13 protein-coding genes and 1 tRNA gene are annotated in these 20,976 nt (G+C 57.5%); 9 read left to right on the top strand and 5 right to left on the bottom strand.

The window, feature by feature from the left end; genetic code table 11:
• The first annotated feature begins 313 nt into the window (after nucleotides 1-313).
• From QZ460_RS09115 to QZ460_RS09105, 3 genes are read left to right on the top strand one after another with little or no spacing between them, the layout of a single operon-like run.
• Complete coding sequence (locus tag QZ460_RS09115; RefSeq protein WP_290541265.1) at nucleotides 314-3,331, top strand: TonB-dependent receptor; 3,018 nt, start codon at nucleotides 314-316, stop codon at nucleotides 3,329-3,331.
• 32 nt (nucleotides 3,332-3,363) lie between these two features.
• A complete protein-coding gene (locus QZ460_RS09110) occupies nucleotides 3,364-4,698 on the top strand; it encodes a DUF4876 domain-containing protein (RefSeq protein ID WP_290541264.1) in 1,335 nt (444 codons plus the stop codon).
• 32 nt (nucleotides 4,699-4,730) lie between these two features.
• Nucleotides 4,731-6,335, top strand: a complete 1,605-nt coding sequence (locus tag QZ460_RS09105; RefSeq protein WP_290541263.1) for a DUF6850 family outer membrane beta-barrel protein — start codon at nucleotides 4,731-4,733, stop codon at nucleotides 6,333-6,335.
• A 191-nt stretch (nucleotides 6,336-6,526) separates the two neighbouring features.
• Here QZ460_RS09105 and QZ460_RS09100 read toward each other — a convergent pair whose 3' ends face one another.
• A complete protein-coding gene (locus tag QZ460_RS09100; RefSeq protein ID WP_290541262.1) occupies nucleotides 6,527-6,760 on the bottom strand; it encodes an isoprenylcysteine carboxylmethyltransferase family protein in 234 nt (77 codons plus the stop codon).
• A 305-nt stretch (nucleotides 6,761-7,065) separates the two neighbouring features.
• Here QZ460_RS09100 and QZ460_RS09095 point away from each other — a divergent pair, with 305 nt between their 5' ends.
• The 3 genes from QZ460_RS09095 (at nucleotide 7,066) to QZ460_RS09085 (ending at nucleotide 10,401) form a co-directional block, all read left to right on the top strand.
• Nucleotides 7,066-7,206, top strand: a complete 141-nt coding sequence (locus QZ460_RS09095; protein ID WP_290541261.1) for a hypothetical protein — start codon at nucleotides 7,066-7,068, stop codon at nucleotides 7,204-7,206.
• A gap of 145 nt (nucleotides 7,207-7,351) precedes the next feature.
• The gene (locus QZ460_RS09090; protein ID WP_290541260.1) at nucleotides 7,352-9,568 is read left to right on the top strand and encodes a sodium-translocating pyrophosphatase; all 2,217 of its coding nucleotides are present in this window, start codon (nucleotides 7,352-7,354) and stop codon (nucleotides 9,566-9,568) included.
• 245 nt (nucleotides 9,569-9,813) lie between these two features.
• Complete coding sequence (locus QZ460_RS09085; protein WP_290541259.1) at nucleotides 9,814-10,401, top strand: HAD family phosphatase; 588 nt, start codon at nucleotides 9,814-9,816, stop codon at nucleotides 10,399-10,401.
• Nucleotides 10,402-10,478: 77 nt separating this feature from the next.
• On the opposite strand, the gene QZ460_RS09080 is transcribed toward QZ460_RS09085, so the two are convergent.
• Nucleotides 10,479-13,757: a carboxypeptidase regulatory-like domain-containing protein gene (locus QZ460_RS09080; protein ID WP_290541258.1), complete on the bottom strand. Its 3,279-nt coding sequence runs from the start codon at nucleotides 13,755-13,757 to the stop codon at nucleotides 10,479-10,481.
• Between the two features lie 369 nt (nucleotides 13,758-14,126).
• Between QZ460_RS09080 and QZ460_RS09075 the strand changes: the two genes are divergently transcribed.
• The gene (locus tag QZ460_RS09075; protein ID WP_290541257.1) at nucleotides 14,127-15,179 is read left to right on the top strand and encodes an AI-2E family transporter; all 1,053 of its coding nucleotides are present in this window, start codon (nucleotides 14,127-14,129) and stop codon (nucleotides 15,177-15,179) included.
• Between the two features lie 148 nt (nucleotides 15,180-15,327).
• On the top strand, nucleotides 15,328-17,169 hold the full coding sequence (locus QZ460_RS09070) for a biotin/lipoyl-containing protein (RefSeq protein ID WP_290541256.1): 1,842 nt from the start codon (nucleotides 15,328-15,330) through the stop codon (nucleotides 17,167-17,169).
• A gap of 288 nt (nucleotides 17,170-17,457) precedes the next feature.
• On the opposite strand, the gene def is transcribed toward QZ460_RS09070, so the two are convergent.
• Both def and QZ460_RS09060 read right to left on the bottom strand, forming a co-directional pair.
• A complete protein-coding gene (def, locus tag QZ460_RS09065; protein ID WP_290541255.1) occupies nucleotides 17,458-18,066 on the bottom strand; it encodes a peptide deformylase in 609 nt (202 codons plus the stop codon).
• 124 nt (nucleotides 18,067-18,190) lie between these two features.
• Nucleotides 18,191-18,264, bottom strand: a tRNA-Met gene (locus QZ460_RS09060).
• A gap of 133 nt (nucleotides 18,265-18,397) precedes the next feature.
• Between QZ460_RS09060 and QZ460_RS09055 the strand changes: the two genes are divergently transcribed.
• Nucleotides 18,398-19,075, top strand: a complete 678-nt coding sequence (locus tag QZ460_RS09055) for a potassium channel family protein (RefSeq protein ID WP_290541254.1) — start codon at nucleotides 18,398-18,400, stop codon at nucleotides 19,073-19,075.
• Nucleotides 19,076-19,161: 86 nt separating this feature from the next.
• Here QZ460_RS09055 and QZ460_RS09050 read toward each other — a convergent pair whose 3' ends face one another.
• The gene (locus tag QZ460_RS09050; protein ID WP_290541253.1) at nucleotides 19,162-20,838 is read right to left on the bottom strand and encodes a DUF6377 domain-containing protein; all 1,677 of its coding nucleotides are present in this window, start codon (nucleotides 20,836-20,838) and stop codon (nucleotides 19,162-19,164) included.
• Between the last annotated feature and the right edge of the window lie 138 nt (nucleotides 20,839-20,976).

Genomic DNA, 20,976 nt, shown 5'->3' with positions numbered 1-20,976 from the left:
GGCGATATGCTACGGCCTCGGACAGGATGATTGATGCATCGGAGGGAAAACCTCTGATATTGGTCCGAAACACCCGGAGAGCAATACCTAAAGAAGATTTAGGTATTGCTCTCCGGGTCGTTTCATGCATAGCGTTCCATTCTTCTCTCTTGTGTCGCACACGATGCAAGGGGATAAAATCGCTTATGGTTTAAATACCTAAAACTCAATCACACATACTTGATTTTAACTATAAGGCATCCGCTAAATACCGATTTTTAACGATTGCGGGGCTTTTTCATCGGCCGTATCTTTGCATCAAATCCGGATGTTAATGAAGTTATATATACTGTTAATCCCGTTTCTGTTTGTAACCTTCCACATTGACGCACAAGAGAAGAGCGACGGAAAGCCCCATGACGCTTCCGGGCGATGTGAGTTTTCCGGCTATATTGTCAGTCAGAAGCACAGCATGCCCGTCGAGTTTGCCACGGTCTATCTGCCTGAAAGCAAATTGTGGGCCGTGAGCGACCGGGAGGGTAAGTTCACCATCCGTCAGGTACCTGTCGGCAAGGTCAAGGTGCAGGTATCCATCATCGGGTATAAGGAGAGGGAGTTGGAAGTCGACCTACCCTCGGAGGGCAAAGATCTGGAGATTGCCCTGCAGGAGAACAACCTGATGCTCGAAGAGGTTGTGGTTACAGCCCAGACCAAGAGGAGCGGCCAGACCACCACCTACACCATCGACCGGACAACGCTGGATCATGCGCAAATCAAGAATATCGGGGCCATAGGCACGCTGTTGCCCGGGGGAAAGACCGTCCACGACGGCAATCTGGCAGTCTCCGATCCCCGCATTGCCCTGCGTGCCGGCGGCGGAGAGATGGGCAATGCCTCTTTCGGCACGGCGGTAGCCGTTGACGGTGTCCGTCTGGAAAACAACGCCTCCATGGGAGAGACCAAAGGCCCCGGTCTCAGGAATATCGGCATCTCCAACATTGAATCGGTGGAGATCATTACAGGGATCCCTTCGGTCGAGTACGGCGATTTGTCGAACGGAATCGTCAAGATAAACACGAAGAAGGGGCGCACGCCCTTTCATGTCGAGTTCTCGGCAGAACCGAAAACGAAGCTTATGGCCCTGAGCAAGGGATTTAGTCTGGGAGACAAGGGAGGGACGCTCAACGTCGGTTTCGAGCGCGCGAAGTCCACCTCCAATCTGGCATCCCCCTATACCGCCTACGACCGCAATACCGCATCACTGCTCTATGCCAACACCTTCAACCGCAACGGCGGACATCCTCTGTCGTTTACGGCCGGCCTAAGCGGAAACTTCGGAGGCTACAATTCAAAGGCCGACCCCGACGCCTTTACCGACACCTATAACAAGACAAGGGATTATGCCTTGCGTGGAAACATCGGCCTGGACTGGCTGCTCAACAAGCCGTGGATCTCCTCGCTCTCGTTCAGGGCCTCGGTCTCTTATGCCGACAGACTCTCCGAAGTGAGCACCAACAAGAGCTCCTCCTCCACACAGCCCTTGATCCACGCCACCCAAGAAGGCTATTTCATCGCGACGGAGTATGACCGGAATCCCAATGCGGAGATTATCCTGGGGCCCACGGGTTATTGGTACGAAGTGAAATTCAACGACAGCAAGCCGTTGAACTACGCCTTGAAGCTGAGAGCGGATTGGGCCGGAGACTTTGGCCGCGTGAAGAACAAAGTGTTGGCCGGCATTGACTTCACGAGCAGCGGCAACAAGGGGCGCGGGCTCTATTACGAAGACATGCGTGTCGCTCCGTCATGGCGGGAGTATCGCTACGACGGGCTGCCCTTTTTGAACAATCTGGCGGCCTACATCGAGGAGGAGCTCTCTCTTCCCGTGAACGACAGGGGTGGCAGTGTGCGGGTGACAGGAGGTCTTCGCGCCGACATGACCTTTATCAGAAAGTCCGAATACGGGACAGCGGGCAGCCTCTCCCCGCGTTTCAATGCCAGGTACATGCTGTGGAGCGACCGTGAGGAGCAATGGATAAAGCACCTGAGCATCTATGCCGGTTGGGGCAGGTCGGTGAAGCTGCCTTCCTTCGAGGTGCTCTACCCCTCCGCCTCCTATACCGACAAGCTCGCCTTCGCTCCGGGGACGACGGGCGACGGCACGACCTTCTATGCCTATTACAGCATCCCCTCCAAGGCGATGTACAATCCCGACCTGAAATGGCAATACTCCAACCAGCTGGAATTGGGTCTGGAGGCGGACATCCGCGGTACGAAAGTATCTCTTTCCGCGTTCAGGAATGTAACCCGCAACCCCTATATCTGCACGGCAGTATATACGCCGTACACCTACAAGCAAACCTCACAGGTACACCTGGAGGGGTGTCCCATCCCCTCCGGGGACCGACAATATACCATCGATCAGAAAACAGGCATCGTAAGCGTCATCGATAAAACGGGCACGCATCCCACGCAGCAGCTGGGATACAAGGAGAGGAATACCTTCAAAAGCAACCTTCGCTATACGAACGGTTCTCCCGTCGAGCGCATGGGGCTGGAGTGGGTGGTGGATTTTGCCAGGATACACCCCCTGAATACGACCGTGAGATTGGACGGCAAATTCTACTATTACAAGGGTCTGGACGAAACCCCGGTGGCCTCCATGCCGAGCAGCGCCTCAACGATGGCCGACGGCAACCCCTACAAGTATGTGGGATATTACCTCGGCAGTTCGGGAGCCTCGACCTCTTATGCCTCTTCCGCCTCGGTATCGAACGGTTCGCTCACCAAAGAGTTGAATATGAATCTGACCGTTATCACACATATTCCAAAAATCAGGATGATTTTCTCGGTAAGGATCGAGGCCTCTCTCTATGATTACAGCCAAAATCTGAGCGAGTACAGCAATGGAAATTATCGGGGCGTGGCATTGAAGAACGGCGGTGATTTTTTTGGGACGAGTGGAAACCTCTACGGCAAAGACAACTATGTGGCGGTCTATCCGGAATACTATACCACATGGGAGGCCCCCGAAGTGAAAATACCCTTTGCCGAGAAATTCGCCTGGGCAAAGCAAAATGACAAGGCCCTGTATAACGAACTGGCAAAGATGGTGGTCAAGTCCAACACCTCCTATTATTTCAATCCCAACCGCATCTCCTCCTACTTCGCGGCGAACTTCAGTTTGACAAAGGAGATCGGCGACTATGCTTCCATCTCGTTCTTTGCCAATAACTTCTTCAACCATGTCGGCATCGTCAGGTCATCCCAGGCAGGTTTGAAGTCTTCGCTTTACGGCAGCTCCTACATTCCGAAATTCTACTATGGACTGTCATTGAGATTAAAACTGTAACAACCAAGTATAACAATTAAAACAAAAGCAAGATGAAAAAGATTTTCGTACTGATGATTGGCATTTTATGCAGCGTGGTCTTCTTCGCCTCATGCGAAAAGAGCGATTCCGAACAGGCCAGGACCTTCGGCGTGAAGGTGCAATTACGCTATCCCGAAGGCAGCCCGATCGGCGTCACGGAGGGTGTGGAGGTCAAGCTGGCCAATACGATGGGATCGATTTACACCGACTTGACCGATGCCGAAGGCGTCGCTATCTTCGATGTTCCGGCAGGTATCTACGAAGCCTCGGCCAGCGAGACAAGAGCATTGGACGGCTATTCGTATATCTTCAACGGCATCCAGAGCGGCATCACCATCACGGATGGCTGGATCGGCGGCGGAGTCGTCGATCTCGCATTGACGGAGTCAAAGTCGGGACAGCTGGTTATCAAGGAGCTGTATGTGGGAGGTTGTCCGAAGGACGATGACCCGAGCAAGACTTTTGCAATGGACAAGTATGTCATATTGTACAACAATTCATCATCGCGGCTGGATTTGAGCAATTTTTGTTTGGGTATGGTCAATCCCTACAACGCGAACTCGCAAACCAACGATTACGTCAACGGAAAACTTTCGTATGCCGACCTGGGTTATATTCCGGCAGGTCAGGCTATCTGGTATCTGCCCAAGCATATGGTCATCGAACCGTATTCGGATGTGGTGGTTGCCATGAACGGGGCCATCGACCACACCAAAACCTATTCGCAGGCTGTGGATTTGAGTTCGGCGGACTATGCATGCTATGACATCGATGTGTTTTCGCATACGAGTTACTACCCTACCCCTTCGGAGAAGATCCCGACCGACTGCTGGTTTAAAGCGTACAAGTACGGTCAGGGTACCGGATGGGCATTGTCACAGGTTTCTCCTGCATTTTTCGTTTTCTCCACCAAGGGCCAGTCCCCCGTGGAGTTTGCAAGCGGAACGGATTACCACTATACCGCAGGCAAAGAGGGCAATATCGTCTATGCCTGCGCCAAAGTTCCCACGGATTGGATTTTGGACGGAATAGAGGTATTTAACACGAAATATGAAGGTTTGAACAAGAAGCGTTTGACTCCGGCCGTGGATGCGGGATATATCATGACATCACAAGGAAAATCCTACTCTCTGTACCGCAATGTAAACAAGGAGGCGACCGAAGCGCTGCCCGAAAACAAGGGCAAGCTGGTGTATGGTTATGCCATGGGCGTTGAGAACAGCACCGATCCGAGCGGCATTGATGCCGAAGCCTCCATCAGGAACGGCGCGCGCATCATCTATATGGATACCAACAACTCAACGAATGACTTCCACCAGAGAAGTCGGGCGTCGATCAGGCAATAAGCGTATTGAGGCGAATAATGGGAATAAATAAAATGATTCTTACCAGCTTGTTGGCGGGCGGAGCATACAGCTCCGCCTTCGCTGCATCTGCCGTGCCCGACGCGTCGGAGTGGCGGGAGATCCGCCATATTCAGGAGCTGAACCCGTGGCTGGAAAGTGAAAATGCCGCGGGATTGCTGACTGTCTCCGCCTCGAAGCGCTTTGAGGCGCTCCTATATGCCGACAAGGGAAAGGGAGGCTGGGTGGATTACTATCAGTCCCCCAATTCGCTCGAAATGGGAGCACAGGTCGAATCTTTTTATCCGTTCTCCCCGTCGGTAGTCCTCTATGGCAAGGTCGATTACAGCAGCTTCACCGGAAAAAACATGGGCGGCTCCTATTTCATCGATCCCACGCAAACGCCGTTCGACATGGTGGAATACACGGATGACAACCGGGGTACCAAGAAACGGGAAACTTACAACCTAAAGGGAGGTGTGGGTGTAAGGCTGTCCCAAAGGTTCACCGCCGGAGCGGAGGCATCCTACACATCGGCCAACTATGCCAAACAGAAGGACTTGCGACATGTCAACGACCTGCTGGACATGCGTGTGTCGGCAGGCCTGATCTACAAGCCGCATCCCGATTTCCAGATGGGAGCGAATTACGGCTACCGACGCCGTGTGGAGGGGCTTTTGTTCGATACATACAGCCAGAGCGACGAGATTTTCTACACCCTGGTCAGTCATGGCGCATTTTTCGGCCAGCGCGAGGCTTTTGGCGAAAACGGCTATACCAAGGAGTACGAGGACAAGCCTCTGATTGACAAGTATCACGGAGGGGCCCTGCAGGCGGATTGGAGATTGTCCGGGAGGGTAAGTCTTTTCTGTGAGTTCGGCTATCAGTGGCGCAGCGGTCAGTACGGCACAAAATCCCCCTCCAGCGTGGTGTACAGCCAGCACAATGCAGGCCTTTTATCCTGCAAGGCGGCACTCACTGTCGTGCAGAAAAAAAACAGGCACCTTTTCCGGCTCTCTTACGACCGGGAGCTGCTCCATAATTCGGAAAACATCTACCGCTACGAAAACGAGTCGGGCGGAAAAACGGATGTGGCATACTACGGTTCGCTCGATGTGGCAGAACATGTCAAGAGCCGTATTACCGCCAGCTATACAGGTTACCTGGGCCAGAGGCACGGGGTACCCGTGTGGATTGCGCGCGTGGCCCTCGACCATTACCGTCGGGAGCAGACCGCCTCCCGCCATCCCTATTACCGTCTCCAGCGGCTGCACACCTCTGCGGTGCGGCTCGCCCTCGAGCGCAACTTCACCGCCAGGAGAGACTGCTACAACATCCGGCTGGGCGGAGGATACGGTTTTGGCGGAGGGGACAGGAACATCGACGGCACATACGCCACCCCTTCGGCGGACCAGTCCCCGCCCAAGACGATGGACACCTTCCTGCGGCACGAGTTTGAGTACCTGACAGCCGGACAGGTCAAGGGCGAGATCGCTTTTCAATACGCCAGACAGGTGGGCGGCAAAGGATTGAGACTTTTCGGGACACTTTGCTACGGTATTGCACACGCTCTGGAAGCGGAGCATGTGCCGGAACGCAACCACCACGGCATACGGATTGCCTTGGGATGCGCGTTTTAGTGTGACCCAGAAATAACAAATGCAAAATACCGCAAGAAAGAAACACCAGACAAGAAAAAAATACAGGGTTCAAAACAGAACGCTGTATTTTTTTGCACATTCACCCAATGAAGTGACTTATGAAAGGCCGAGTCGGGTTATGGATATGATTGCCCCAAAAAGGATGAGCATGGAGGCTCCTGTGCCTTAGGTCATATCGTATCCCAAAGGTCTTTCATGGCGCATTCTTCCTGTCTGATGCGAATGACAAGCAGGCACAGATACAGAGGGAAACCGATATAGAGGGTCTTCCATGCATTACAAAGCAGCGCCACGCCAATAAGTTCGGGCACGATATTGAGGATGTAGTTGGGATGACGCACGGTTCTGAAGAGAAAACTCCTAAAGTAACGAGATGTTTTTTCATTGGGGTTTCTTCGCTCCATTCCTTATGCGCCCGATGCCCTGCCCACGAAAGTAAGGAACGGGCGGCGGATTTGCCGACCGCTTGGTTGGAAGAATCTGGCACGATTTTTCGACCTGTCGGCTCCACCAGAAAAGAGAAAACGGGAATATGGGAGCGAAATGGCTGGCTACTCACTTCATATGGCAAAGGCTGAAGGAACAAAAAACGGGGTCTTGGGGCTTCTGCAGAAGGGCTGCCGATTTATCAACAGGCCGGGTTCAAACCATTGGGAAAAACCCGATGCTTGGGAATTAGGATCTTTATAATCAATCAGTAAGGAGAACGATGAAAAACAAACATATTTTGCAAAAATCACCGCCGACAGTTCATACATTGGGAAAAGATGCTATATTTGCAAAAGCAGAGTTATTTGACGGCACGGCAGCGCAAAACGCAGCAATTCGAACGAGGGGGGGGGGCAAGTGAACGCGCGTGAGGATGAGTGCAAGCGAGACTGTGTGAGCGCGCGAGAGTATGCAGGCATGTGAGCCGAAGCGGTGGACCGGCTGCTCAAATAATTCGCTGAAAAGTATTCGCCAACCGGGCAAGTCACGCCCAAAAAATCTAAAATATGAACATTCCTTCGATTTTCTGGATCGTACCCGCCGCGTCTGTCGTCGCCCTCTCCTTTGCCTGGGCGTTCTACCAGCTGATGAAACGCGAAGACGAGGGTACGCCGCGCATGCGCGAGATCGCCGCGCACGTGCGCAAGGGCGCCATGGCCTACCTGCGCCAACAATACAAGGTTGTCGGTATCGTCTTCGCGGTACTGGCGCTGTTCTTCGCCTGGCTGGCCTACGACGTCGGGGTGCAGAACGAATGGGTCCCCTTCGCCTTCATCACGGGCGGATTCTTCTCGGGACTTGCTGGCTACTTCGGCATGAAGACCGCAACCTACGCTTCGGCCCGGACGGCCAACGCCGCCCGGCAGTCGCTCGACCGCGGGCTGAAGGTCGCGTTCCGAAGCGGTGCGGTGATGGGGCTCGTGGTCGTGGGGCTCGCCCTGCTCGACATTTCGTTCTGGTACGTCATTCTGAACCATTTCATCGAGATCACCGGGCCGCAGAAACTGGTGGTCATCACCACGACGATGCTTACATTCGGCATGGGCGCATCGACGCAGGCGCTCTTTGCGCGCGTCGGCGGAGGCATCTACACCAAGGCGGCCGACGTGGGCGCCGATCTGGTCGGGAAGGTCGAGGCGGGCATCCCCGAGGACGATCCGCGCAACCCCGCGACCATAGCCGACAATGTGGGTGACAACGTGGGCGACGTCGCCGGCATGGGTGCCGACCTCTACGAAAGCTACTGCGGGTCGATCCTCGCAACGGCGGCCCTGGGTGCCGCGGCCTTCGCCTCGGCCGATTCCGAAGCGATGCAGATCAAGGCCGTGATGGCCCCGATGCTGATCGCTGCGGCGGGCATCCTGCTCTCGATCCTCGGCATCTTCCTCGTGCGCACGAAGGAGGGGGCCACGATGCGCGAACTGCTCCGCTCGCTGGGAGTGGGTGTCAACTTCAGTTCGCTGCTGATCGCCGCCGCCACGTTCGGCATCCTCTGGCTGCTGGGTGTCGAGAACTGGGTCGGGCTCTCGTTCTCGGTCATCACGGGGCTCATGGCGGGGATCGTCATCGGCCAGGCCACGGAGTATTACACGTCGCACTCCTATAAGCCGACGCAGAAGATCGCCGGAAGCGCCCAGACAGGGCCTGCGACAGTCATCATCACCGGCATCGGCTCGGGAATGATCTCCACGGCCATACCCGTCGCGACGATCGGTGTGGCGATCATCCTCGCCTACCTCTGCGCCATCGGCTTCGACATCGGAAACATGATGGCTCCGCAGAACATGTCGATGGGGCTCTACGGCATCGGCATCGCGGCCGTCGGCATGCTCTCGACGCTGGGGATCACGCTGGCCACGGATGCCTACGGCCCTATCGCCGACAACGCGGGCGGCAATGCCGAGATGAGCGGCCTCGGGCCCGAGGTCCGCAAACGCACCGACGCCCTCGATGCCCTGGGCAACACCACGGCCGCCACGGGCAAGGGATTCGCCATCGGCTCGGCCGCCCTGACTGCCCTCGCGCTGCTGGCTTCCTACATCGAGGAGATCCGCATCGGGCTGATCCACAACGGAACGACGATGCTCGAAATGGCCGACGGGTCGATGTGTTTCGTGCAGGACGCCTCGATTCTCGACTTCATGGAATATTACCGCGTTTCGCTGATGAACCCCACGGTGCTGATCGGGGTCTTCGTCGGCGCGATGATGTCGTTCCTCTTCTGCGGACTGACGATGAATGCCGTGGGCCGCGCCGCGCAGAGCATGGTGGCGGAGGTACGGCGCCAGTTCCGCGAGATCAAGGGCATCCTCACGGGAGAGGGAACGCCCGACTATGCGCGTTGTGTCGCCATTTCAACCCGCGGGGCACAGCGCGAAATGCTGTTCCCGAGCCTGCTGGCCATCGCCGCGCCGGTCGTTGTCGGACTGGTCTTCGGAGTGGCGGGCGTAATGGGTCTCCTGGTCGGCGGATTGAGCTCCGGGTTCGTGCTGGCGATCTTCATGGCCAATGCCGGGGGAGCCTGGGACAACGCCAAGAAGATGGTGGAGGAGGGGCACTTCGGAGGCAAGGGCTCCGACTGCCACCGGGCCACGGTCGTGGGCGATACGGTCGGCGATCCCTTCAAGGATACGTCGGGTCCGTCGCTCAACATCCTCATCAAGCTCATGTCGATGGTTGCGATCGTGACGGCCGGGCTTACGGTAGTCTTCCACCTGTTCTGATTGTCGCTGCGCACGGGCTTTCACCCTGTCAGGTCCGGCCCGGAGGGAAAATAAGGATTCCCCTCCGGGTCGGGCCGCGTCACGGAGAAAGGGAAAAGAGCGGGTTTCCATCGCATTGGAGAGGTCCGGACCCCAAGCGGGCCCGCGTCATGAGAAAGGAGAAAAGAGCGGGGTTTCATCGTGTTGGAGAGGTCCGAGCCCCAGGCGGGCCCGCGCCAACGGATTTTTTTCGTATATTTGCCCCCATGAAAAACATCGTTTTTGACCTTGGCGGAGTACTTTTCGCCCGTGATAAAAGCAAGTGTCCCCCCGAACTGATCGAATTCTTCGGTTTTCTGCGCGCCCCGCGCATGCCCCTATTTTGGGAGGAATACGACCGCGGCACATCGACGCTCGACGAGGTGACCGACACCATCAGCGAAATGACCGGACGCTCCCGGGAAACCTGTGCCGCACTCCTTCGGCTGGCCGTCGACCTGCAGGAACCCGTGAAGCCGACCGAACAGCTCGTCGGCGAGCTGAAAGCGGCGGGATACCGGCTCTACGTGCTTTCGAACATGTCGCGCGAGTTCATCGACTTTCTGCGCCGATTCCCCGTCTACGGGCTTTTCGACGGCGAGGTGGTCTCCTGCGAGGAGCACACCGTGAAACCCGAGCCGCGCATCTACGAGATTCTGCTCGAACGCTATGGACTGATCCCCTCCGAGACGTTTTTTATCGACGACCGGCAACAGAACATCGAGGCGGCCGCCGCACTGGGCATCAGCGGCTTCGTATTCGACCACCGCAATCCCGCAGCCGCGTGCGACAAGCTGCGCAAGATGTTGCTCTAATCGGGCTGCATACCATAATATAAAGAAAGAGACCGGCTTGCGCCGGTCTCTTCTTTTTGGAATCTCTCTCGGGGAGATCAGTTGAACGTATAGCGGATGCTGAACATTGCCGACCAGGTCGATGCCGTACCTGCAACCTTCGTCCACGTGGGTTTGTTGAACGTGTAGGTACCCTTCTCGTATTTCAGAATATTGGTCGAGCTGATCTGCTTCACATTGCCCCAGTTGCGGTTGAGCATGTTGGCGATGTTGTTGACGTCGAGACCCAGCGAGATCGTGTTGCGCTTGCCTTTGACGTTGACGTAGAAGTCCTGCGAGAAGCGGAAGTTCAGCACGTGCTGCCAGGGCATCACGGCGCCGCCGCGCTTCGAGTATTCGCCGGTGTGCTTCGAAAGATAGTCGTCGTTCTGGATGAATTTCCAGTACTCCTCCTTGTTCTCGTCGGACGAGAACGGCATGCCGTCGAGTTCCTCGCGGGTCGGGATGTAGATCAGGTTCACGGCGCCGCGGTCGTTCGTCACCGGATTCTGGTACTTGCCGCTCTGCATGTACATCGTGTAGGAGTAGCGCGAGTAGGAGTAACGACCGATATATCCCTGACGGAAAGCCTCGTAGTAGAGTCCGAAGTTCGATGCACCGAACTTCTGCTGGAGGCGGTAGCCGACGTTGAGCAGGATGCGGTGGGGCGACACGTAGGAGGCGTAGCCCAGTTCGGGAACGTTCGAGCCGTTTCTGTTGAACGTGTTGGTGTTGAAGGCCGAGGTTACCTGATCGCCGATGCCGTCGATCACGTTCTTGGCGCTTGAATAGGTATAGGCAGCCATCAACGAGAGACCGAAGCCCCAGTTTTTCGACACCTGAGCCGAAACCGATGCGTAGTATCCGTCCAGGCCGTCGGTGTTGTTGATCAGGTAGGGATTGACGGTTGCGCCGTCCTTATTCTTGATATTGGCACCCTCCCAGTAGGTACGCGCTGCGGGTTCGCCCGGAAGCTGGATGCCACCCTCTTTCTCGACCATGCCGAGCTTGGTGACGGTCACCGAGTTGAAGTCCATGTTGTAGATTCCCTCGATATTGAGGTTGACATCGCCCGGAAGTTTCAGATCCAGGGCCAGCGAGCTTTTCCAGGTCGAGGGCATTTTGAGGTTCTTGTCCAGAATGGTCGGCTGCGTGTTGGCCGCCAGGTCCTGTCCCTTGTAGGCTCCCTTGTAGACGTCTTCCAGCATGTCTTTGACATTGGTGTGGAACGACGGCATGGGGGTCGTCCGATCCTTATCGTCGCGGTGGAGCGTAATTCCGTTCTGGATGGTGTTGCTGTTTCCGGCCACCGACACAAGCCATACGAACGGCAGACGGCCGTTGAAGACACCCGTACCTCCGCGGAGGATATACTTGCGTTCGCCGGTCATGTCCCAGTTGAAGCCCACGCGGGGTGCCACCGACAGACGGGCCTTGGGCATGTCAGAGGTTTTGTAACCGCCGTGCTCCGCGAAGATCTGCGTAAAATCCTTGTTCTCGTTGCCCGAGATCGTCGGATAGACCGGGATCTCGAAACGCACGCCGACCGTTGCACGGAAGCGCTCGCTCAGGTTGATCTCGTCCTGAAGATAGACCGAGTACTGCATGTAGGTGAACTGGGGGAAGGCCTGCGACAATGCGTCGTTGTTGCCGTGGGCAATGCGGAAAGCCAGCGGGGTCTTGTTGTTCTTGAAGTCGTCCCAGCTCTCGTAGACATAGTATCCTGCACCACCCTGCAGATAACCGTTCGTGGTCAGGTTGTGCTCGAACTGCAGACCGGCCACCAGTCGGTGCTTGCCCAGCGTGTAGCCGATTTCGTCGGTCACGATGTGCGTCGACACCTCGCGCAGGTTGCCTTCGGTGAAGGGATCGAGACCAAACGTGGCGTACAAGGCGTTCGTGCCCTCATCGGTGGACTCCAGAATATCCACCGTCGGGAAGATGCTGCCGTCGTAGCTGCGCGGCTCGTACTGGTGCGAATAGGTGTAGCGCAGCGTGTTGGTCAGACGGCTGTCCATGAAGCGCGAGTTGAGCTCGGCGGCTACCGACGTGAAGTTCTGCTCCTGGTAGTAGCGCGAATTTCCGAAATACATGGCGTAGTCCGAATTACGGCCGTAGTTGTCCCTGTCGTAGGTGTATCTGGAGTTGATCGGCGAGATCGACGACGACGGACCCGACGAATACTTGTTCTGCGTCCGGCTGAAGCGCACGTTCAGTGCGTGGTTGCGGTTGATGTTCCAGTCCACGCGCGCCATGAGCTTGTAGCCGGGCGTCTTCACCGAATAGTTCTGGTAGGGGCCCGGATTGTAACCGTAGTTGTCGATCAGGAACTTGCTCATCTCGTCGAGCCGATCGACCGTCGGGCGGTTGTATTGCTGGTTTTTGCCGAACTCCTGGCTTTCGCTCGTGCGGGCCAGACGGGAGTTGCCCGGCGTGGTGTTCCACTCGCGCTCGAAGTTGGCGAACACGAAGAGCTTGTTTTTGACGATCGGGGCGCCGATGCTGAATCCGAGCGTGTTGTTGCGCATCTCGCTCAGCGACAGCTTGCCGCCGTCGTACTTGTCGCCCTGGAGCTGGTCGCTCTTGGAGTAGAGGTAGGCCGAGACCTTCAGGTCGTTGGTTCCCGACTTGGTGACGGCATTGATCGCACCTCCCGTGAAGCCGCTCTGGCGCACGTCGAAGGGGGTTACCGACACCGACACCTGCTCCAGTGCGTCGAGCGAAATGGGCGAACCGCCGGCGGGCAGGTTGCCGCCGATACCGAACATGTTGTTGAATGCCGCACCATCGACCGTCACATACGACTGGCGGTAGTTACCGCCGCCGATGGCCAGTCCCGAGGTTGTCGACGAAGCCTGCGGCGTGAGGCGCATGACGTCGTTCATGCTGCGGCTGACCGAAGGCAGCAGCTCGATCTGCTCGTTGGAGATGCTGGTGATGGCTCCCGCACGGTTGACGTTCATCGAACTGTTCTTGCCGTCGGCCGTGATGACCACGGCATCGAGCTGCTGGCTGTCCTTGAGGTAGGCGTCGCGCTGGAGCGTCTGGCCCAGCGACAGCATCAGGCCCGGGAATTCGACACTTTGGTAGCCTACGAACGAGAAAGTCACCGTGTAGGGGCCTCCCGTGCGCAGTCCCTGCAGGTTGTAGTCACCGTCCTTGCCGGTGACGGCGCCATACTGCGTGCCCGAAGGGGTATGCACGGCAACGACCGTGGCACCAACGAGCGGCTGCCCGTCGGCGTCGGTAACCGTACCGTTCATTCCCGATGTCGTCACCTGTGCATCGGCTGCGCAAAATGCGAAGACCGAAAGCATGAAAAGAAAAAATTTCTTCATAAACATTGGTTTTTGTGAATAAAGGATTTTTTGGGTATTTGCATTGTCAATGTTTCGCTTGTCCGTGTTTTTGCCGCATTGCTCTTGCCCGCCAAGGGGCCCGTTTGAGAAAACAGCGAGGGACGCTCCTCGTGCAGGAACATCCCTCGTCAATCGTATGTGTCTTCAGAAAGAACCCTTCGCCAATGGCGGATGCTCATTTCCAGGATGTTCGTGCTGACGATTTCGGCCTTTCTTTCCATGCCGCAAATATATATCAAATATTTGTGCGCCGCAATAGAACACCGCAAATTTTCAGATGACATTGTTGTGACATTTCGAGGTCCCGCCCCGGAAGCCCGCGGCACGTTCCTTGTGCAAGGCCGGGGTATGCTTTCGGTGCGTGAAAAATACTGGCGCTACTCGCTCTTCGTGCTTATCGCGGGACTGGGCATCACGATCTTCGCCGAACTGACACCGTTTCTGGGCGGACTGCTGGGCGCCATGACGATCTACATCCTGCTGCGGCGCCAGATGCGGTTTCTGAGCGAACGGCGCCGGTGGCGGCGGAGCCTTGCAGCCTCGCTGCTGCTCGGCGAGGCGATCCTCTTCTTCCTCGTGCCGATCAGCCTGATCGTCTGGATGGTCGTCGACAAAATCCAGGGCGCGGCCCTCGACCCGCAGTCGGTCATCACCCCCGTCCGGCACGTGGCCGGACTCATCGAGCAGAAAACCGGATACGATCTCTGGTCCGAGAGCAACCTGCAGTCGGTGCTGGCCTATCTCCCCAGAGCCGGGCAGTGGCTCGTGGGCGGCATCCTGAATTTCGCCGTCAACCTCGTCGTGCTGCTCTTCGTGCTCTACTTCATGCTGATCGGAGGCATGCGCATGGAGAACTACTGCCGCCAAATCCTGCCGTTCGACCGCAGCGCGGCGGGAAGCGTGATGCACGAAATACAGATGATCGTGCGCTCGAACGCCATCGTCATTCCGCTGCTGGCCGTCTCGCAGGGACTGGTAGCCTATGCCGGCTACCTGATCTTCGGCGTTCACGAACCGATTTTCTGGGGCGTGATGACCTGCTTCGCCACGATCCTGCCCATTGTCGGAACGGCCCTCGTGTGGCTTCCGCTGGCCGCCTACATGGCGCTCGAAGGCAACTGGGGAGCGGGCATCGGGCTGGTGATGTACGGCACGCTCGTCGTCACGCAGGTGGACAACCTCGTGCGGATGGTCATGCAGCGGAAAATGGCCGACGTGCATCCGCTCATCACCATTTTCGGGGTCTTCATCGGCCTTTCGCTCTTCGGATTCATGGGGGTTATCTTCGGGCCGCTGATGCTGGCCCTGTTTGTCTTCTGCGTCAACATCTTCAAACGCAGGTACCTCGACGGACTCCCCGACCGGGAAGTGTTCCTGCCCGGAAGAGGGTCGGAGGGATGACCGCCCCGGGCCTCGTCAGAAAGCACACAAGGCCTTTTCCTGAAAATTCCCCGAAAAAAAGTTGCATTTTCGGGAGGGTTTAGTACCTTTGTTATTGAAATAACAAAGGATTCATGCCAAAGAACCCTAAAAATCTTGATATTACAATATGGCGAGAAATCTCAAAATCAGAGACCTTACGTTGCGCGACGGCCAGCAGTCGTCCTTCGCAACGCGTATGAACCAGGAGCAGATCGACCGCTGCCTGCCGTTCTACAAAGATGCCAATTTCTATGCAATGGAAGTATGGGGTGGCGCCGTTCCCGACTCGGTGATGCGTTACCTGAACGAGAATCCGTGGACGCGCCTCGAAACCATCCACAAGGCGGTGGGCGACGTCTCGAAACTCACAGCCCTTTCGCGCGGCCGAAACCTGTTCGGCTACTCCCCCTATACGGACGAAATCATCGACGGATTCTGCCGCAACTCGATCCAAAGCGGGCTGGGCATCATGCGCATCTTCGACGCCCTGAACGACGTCGACAACGTGAAATCGACCGTCAAATACGTCAAGCAGTACGGCGGAATAGCCGACTGTGCGGTCTGCTATACCGTAGACCCGAAATATCCCGAACTGGGCTTCTGGGCCAAATTAACGGGCAAGTCGAATCCCAAGCCGGTCTTCACCGACGCCTATTTCCTCGACAAGGCCCGTCAGATGGCCGCACTGGGCGCCGACATGATCACCATCAAGGACATGTCGGGACTGATTCCCCCGCGCCGCGTCGCCACGCTGGTGCGTCTGCTGAAGAAGAACCTTTCGGTTCCCGTCGATTTCCACACCCACTGCACGCCGGGCTACGGACTGGCTTCGGTGCTTTCGGCCATCATCGCCGGAGTTGACGTCGTGGACACCAACTGCTGGTACTTCGCCGAAGGAACGGGAGCCCCGGCCATCGAGCTGATCCACGTATTCTGCAAGAAACTGGGCATCGAAACGGGTGTGAACATGGAGGCTGTGGCCAAGATCAACGTCCAGTTGCGGGAGATCCGCAAGGAGCTGAACCAGTCGGTCTTCGGCGTCGAGAAACCCGAGCCGAAGCCGTTCAACCCGCTAACCGACACGCTTCCCGCCGAGATCGACGCCCTGTTCGACCGGGCGATCGCCGCAGCACAACGCGACGACGAGAACGCCACGATCGACACCTGCCGCAAGATCGAGGCCTATTTCGGTTTCCCGGCTCCAAACGAGCTGGTGCAGAAGGCCGAGATTCCCGGCGGCATGTATTCGAACATGGTGGCCCAGCTCAAGCAGCTCAAGGCCGAGGAGATTCTGCCCCGAGCCATGGAGCTAATCCCTTCGGTGCGTCTGGCTGCGGGTCTGCCGCCGCTGGTGACGCCCACCTCGCAGATCGTGGGGGCACAGGCCGTCAACTGCGCCCTCGACGAGAAGGCCGGACGTCCGATGTACTCCAACAAGTCGTCGCAGTTCGTGGGACTCGTGAAGGGCGAATACGGCAAGACGCCGGTGAAGATTGACCCCGAATTCCGGTTCAAGATCTGCGGCGTGCGTGAGGAGACGCCTTACGACACCTCGAAATACCGGATGCAGCCCAACCCCGAGCTGCCCGAGGCCGGAGGCGTGAAACTCGCCGCCGATGAAAAGGAGGTGCTGCTGCTGGAGCTGTTCCCGATGGTAGCCAAGACGTTCCTGACCAACCTGAAGGTGAAGTCCTATGCGGCGGCGAAGCCGGCCGAACCCGTCGCCAAGGTCGAGGAGGCCCCCGTTGTGATCACGGGCAACACCGTGACGGCACCGCTGCCGGGCCGCGTCATCGAACTGAATGTGAAGGTCGGCGACACGGTGAAGGCCGGGCAGGAGGTCGCCATTCTCGAGGCGATGAAGATGGAAAATGCCATCACGAGCGATTTCGCCGGTACGGTCAAGCAGATTCTGGTCGAGCCGGGGCAGACTGTGGCCACCGACGCCATTCTGATGGAGATCGAATAACGCAATCTCACTTTCGGACACCATTCCGTCCGCAGCGCCTTCAGGCGTTGCGGACGTTTTTTTCTGGGGGGGGGAAAGTCGATCCGGACAGGAGGCGGGCGGAATAGGGCCGAGCTGAGCCGGGTGGAGCCGGGGCCAGACTGGACCGGACAGGGCCAAGCAGAGTTGGGCCGGATGGAGCTGGGGCGGGTGGAGCGGAGCGAAGCCGATCCAAACGAGGTCGGACAGAAGGCCGGGCGGGGCGAGGTTGGGCAGGGAACTGGACAGGTGCCGGCCGGGCAGGAGCGGCTAGCCTTCCGGCGTGGGGGCCTCGTCCATCCGGTCGGTATAGAGAATACCGTCGAGATGATCCGTCTCGTGCTGGAAAATGACGGCCGTGAATCCGGCGATTGTCTCCGTTTTTTCGGCGAACCGCTCGTCGCGGTAGCGCAATACGATCCGCTGCGCCCGCGTCACCATGCCTGCAAATCCCGGAATCGAGAGGCAGCCCTCCCGTCCCGGGGCGGTGGCGGCCGACGATGCGACGATCTCCGGGTTCAGGTAGCATTCGAACGGTTCCCCGGGTTTGTCGAAGCGCTGCACGACGATCATCCGCCGGAGGATCCCCACCTGCGGGGCGGCGATGCCCACACCCGGATTCTGCGGATCCTGCACCGTGGCCAGCATCCTGCGCCGCAGAAGGGCGCAGTCATCCGTCCGGAGCAGCTGCCGGGTCACGGGAGCGGCCTTTTGGCGCAGGACCAGCGAATCGGAAGGACTTCCGACGGTCAGGACGCGCATGATTCCGCCCTCCCCGGCGCGAATGGTCGCCCTCTCTGCGGCGCTGAACCCTCCGGAGCATCCGGCGAGCGCCAGCATTGCGACCGCTCCGACCGCCAATATCGTTTTCTTCTCCATAATGAATGCCGTGGCCGCAAATCATGTCTGTTTCCCGGAATCCACCCGGGGATTTCCGGATAGCGAGGGAACAGAAAGTCTCAAACAAAAAAACGGAGATCGCAGAGATCTCCGTTTCCTTCCGTAGCGGGTCCGAGACTTGAACTCGGGACCTCATGATTATGAATCATGCGCTCTAACCAGCTGAGCTAACCCGCCATTGCTGAAATGCGAGTGCAAAGGTAATAGAAATTTTCAATCGTGCAAAATCTTTCGGCAAAAAAACACCACAAAATTTACATTTTCGGGTTGTGGCATTGATTTTGAGCACTCTACGCAAAAACCCCGATCTATGGTTCTCACCCAATCGACGCGTGCCGGAATCCGCAACACGCTCGGCATCGTCAAACTCATAGCCGGACTGGTGCTCCTGGTGGCCATCTCCTGGGAGATCATTGCCGGCGACCACGTCCACATGTCCCGCACCTATCTTGCGATCCAGTTCGTCGTCTGCCTCGTTTTCATGTGCGATTTCCTTGTCCGCTGGGCCACGGCCGAATGCCCGGGCCGTTTTTTTGGACACAACCTGCTGTTTCTGCTGCTTTCCATCCCCTACCTGAACATTCTGGCATGGAGCGGCGTCGGCGTGGACCACGACTGGGGAACGCTCGTAGGTCTCATCCCCCTGCTCCGAGCCTTCCTGGCCATGGTGATCATCGTGCGGTGGCTGGCCTCCAAAAACCGGATGCGGAGGCTCTTTTTCGCCTATATCTTCACCGTCGTCGTCTTCACCTACATTTCCGGACTGGTGTTCTACGACTACGAGGTGCTCGTCAACCCCAGGCTCCACGGATTCGGCAATGCCATCTGGTGGGCGTGGATGAACGTCACGACCGTCGGAGCGGAGATTTTCCCGGTCACGGCCGTCGGCAAGGTCTTCAGCGTGCTGCTTCCGTCGCTGGGCATGATGTTCTTCCCGATCTTCACGACCTATGTCCTGCAGGAGTACACCCATAAAAAAGAGAAGTAGCACTCCGTAACAACCGCCGTGTCCCCCGGGGAGGGGCGGAAGTGCCGGGGCACGCTATTCGACGCTCTGCAGTTCATCCCCTGCCGTCACGACCGGGCGGAAGTCCCGCTCAGCCCGATCAGCAGCACGCGCTGTTCCAGATCGCCGACGTCGGGCCGTGCGTGGCGCTGGGTGAACGAACGGTAGTTGTAGACGGTGCGTATCGAACAGTGCAGCAATGCGGCGATGGTCGCCGTATCGGTGACGCCCAGGCGGATCAGCGCGTAGATGCGCAGCACGGTGGTCAGCTCGCCGTCGTGGCGTCCCTCGGTGCGGGCCTCGTCGGCAAGCAGCGCGTTCATCTCCTCGACGAACGAGGGGAAAAGCCCGAGGAAGGTCTTGTCGAAGAGCGCATAGAACTCCTTCAGCTCGTCGTTGCGGACGTTGCTGCGGGCATATTCGCGGCGAAGTTCGGCGATCCGGTCGTCGCGCAGCATCTTGTTGACATACTGATAGATCCCCGAGAGTTTGTTGATGTATTCCGAAATCGTCTGGAGAAAGCCCCCGATATAGACCTCCTTGATCCGGTTGGCATCGGCGATCCGGAGGTTCTGCGCACTCAGGCGGTCGTTCGTCTCACTCAGGCTCCGGGCCAGAAGGTTGAGTTTGTCGTTCGACTCGCGGAGGGTCTGCTGCACGGCGCAGAGCTTTCGGTTGCGGGACAGCACGTAGAGCCCCGCGGCAACGGCCGAAACGAAAAAGAGCAGGATGACGGCAATCAGCACGATGTACATCGTATGCAGACGGGCGTTGCGCTCGCTGTAAGCCGCCTCGATCTGCGGCAGGATAGCCATATCGCGCCACGACCGGCTCGGGGAGTTGAAAAAACGCGTATCGCGGATCGCCACGCGGATATAATTCATCGCCCGATCGACATCGCCCCGATTGAAGAGCTCCTCGGAGACCGCACACAGCGCCCCGTGGTCACGCACGGCGGAACGGATGTCGGCCATGGCCGAACGGATGAACCACGCAAGTTGCGCGTCGGAATGCCCCGCTTTTCCCTCGAGCTGGGCCTTGTGGTTGGCGGCCTTGGCGTAGAAGTGGGAATCGGAAGAAACCGAGGCCAGCAGGCTGTTGCAGAGAGCCGAAGCCTCGGTCCAGTCCCTGCGGACAATGGCAGCCATATACCCGTAGTAGAGTTTCGTGGAAACATCCTCGCTGATTTGCGCCGCACGGACCGCATAATAACGTTCGCGCCGGCGGAAAAGGTCGCGGCGTTCGCCCGGCTCGGTCAGGGAGTAGAGTTCGCGGTTCATGCGATGCCGGGCGACATAATAAGATTGCAGCGTCCGGCGGCTGACGTGCACCGTGTCGCGGATGCCGCTCAAGATCGCCTCGGCCTCGTAGAAACGCCCGCCCAGACTGTAGCAGAGCGCTATCCCGGAGCGGGCACGCATGATCAGGTCGTTGTCGCCGGTCTCTTCGGCCAGCGCAAGACTCTGCCGGCGGTAGAGCAGCGCCAGGTCGCTCTGGTAGGAGTTGTAATTTTCGGCAAGCCGCTCGGTCAAATCGTAGCGCTCGCGCGGCGACAGCCCCGCGCGGGTCAGGGCGCGCTTGAGCGAATCGATGCGGGATTCGCGCCGCGCAGCATATTCGTCGCTGCGGGCGATCACCCGGTCCAAACTGCGGAACATCTCCTGCAGGTCGGTCTTTTCTCCCGGGGAAGCCGGAGCCGCGGACAGCACGGAAAACAGCGCTGCGGCAAGAAGGAGGATTTTCATTTCAGGGTTCGGTTTTATGCAAAAATAGCACTTTAGCAACACAAAAGAAAACAAAAGAGAAGTGTATTTATGTTACAAACGTGTTAAAAAGTAAAAATCAAATATTTCGCCATTTACATAACACAGCGGGATGTAGAT

Origin of the sequence: Alistipes sp., assembly GCF_020026455.1 — a bacterium.
In the GTDB taxonomy this organism is placed as follows: Bacteria; Bacteroidota; Bacteroidia; order Bacteroidales; family Rikenellaceae; genus Alistipes.
This window is presented reverse-complemented; position numbering and strand designations above follow the sequence as displayed.

What these genes read in the sequence shown, in the direction of transcription:
- QZ460_RS09115 (WP_290541265.1), top strand. Translation starts at nt 314, where the DNA reads ATGAAGTTATATATACTGTTAATCCCGTTTCTGTTTGTAACCTTCCAC.
- QZ460_RS09110 (WP_290541264.1), top strand. Translation starts at nt 3,364, where the DNA reads ATGAAAAAGATTTTCGTACTGATGATTGGCATTTTATGCAGCGTGGTC.
- QZ460_RS09105 (WP_290541263.1), top strand. Translation starts at nt 4,731, where the DNA reads ATGATTCTTACCAGCTTGTTGGCGGGCGGAGCATACAGCTCCGCCTTC.
- QZ460_RS09100 (WP_290541262.1), bottom strand. Translation starts at nt 6,760, where the DNA reads ATGGAGCGAAGAAACCCCAATGAAAAAACATCTCGTTACTTTAGGAGT.
- QZ460_RS09095 (WP_290541261.1), top strand. Translation starts at nt 7,066, where the DNA reads ATGAAAAACAAACATATTTTGCAAAAATCACCGCCGACAGTTCATACA.
- QZ460_RS09090 (WP_290541260.1), top strand. Translation starts at nt 7,352, where the DNA reads ATGAACATTCCTTCGATTTTCTGGATCGTACCCGCCGCGTCTGTCGTC.
- QZ460_RS09085 (WP_290541259.1), top strand. Translation starts at nt 9,814, where the DNA reads ATGAAAAACATCGTTTTTGACCTTGGCGGAGTACTTTTCGCCCGTGAT.
- QZ460_RS09080 (WP_290541258.1), bottom strand. Translation starts at nt 13,757, where the DNA reads ATGAAGAAATTTTTTCTTTTCATGCTTTCGGTCTTCGCATTTTGCGCA.
- QZ460_RS09075 (WP_290541257.1), top strand. Translation starts at nt 14,127, where the DNA reads ATGCTTTCGGTGCGTGAAAAATACTGGCGCTACTCGCTCTTCGTGCTT.
- QZ460_RS09070 (WP_290541256.1), top strand. Translation starts at nt 15,328, where the DNA reads ATGGCGAGAAATCTCAAAATCAGAGACCTTACGTTGCGCGACGGCCAG.
- def (WP_290541255.1), bottom strand. Translation starts at nt 18,066, where the DNA reads ATGGAGAAGAAAACGATATTGGCGGTCGGAGCGGTCGCAATGCTGGCG.
- QZ460_RS09055 (WP_290541254.1), top strand. Translation starts at nt 18,398, where the DNA reads ATGGTTCTCACCCAATCGACGCGTGCCGGAATCCGCAACACGCTCGGC.
- QZ460_RS09050 (WP_290541253.1), bottom strand. Translation starts at nt 20,838, where the DNA reads ATGAAAATCCTCCTTCTTGCCGCAGCGCTGTTTTCCGTGCTGTCCGCG.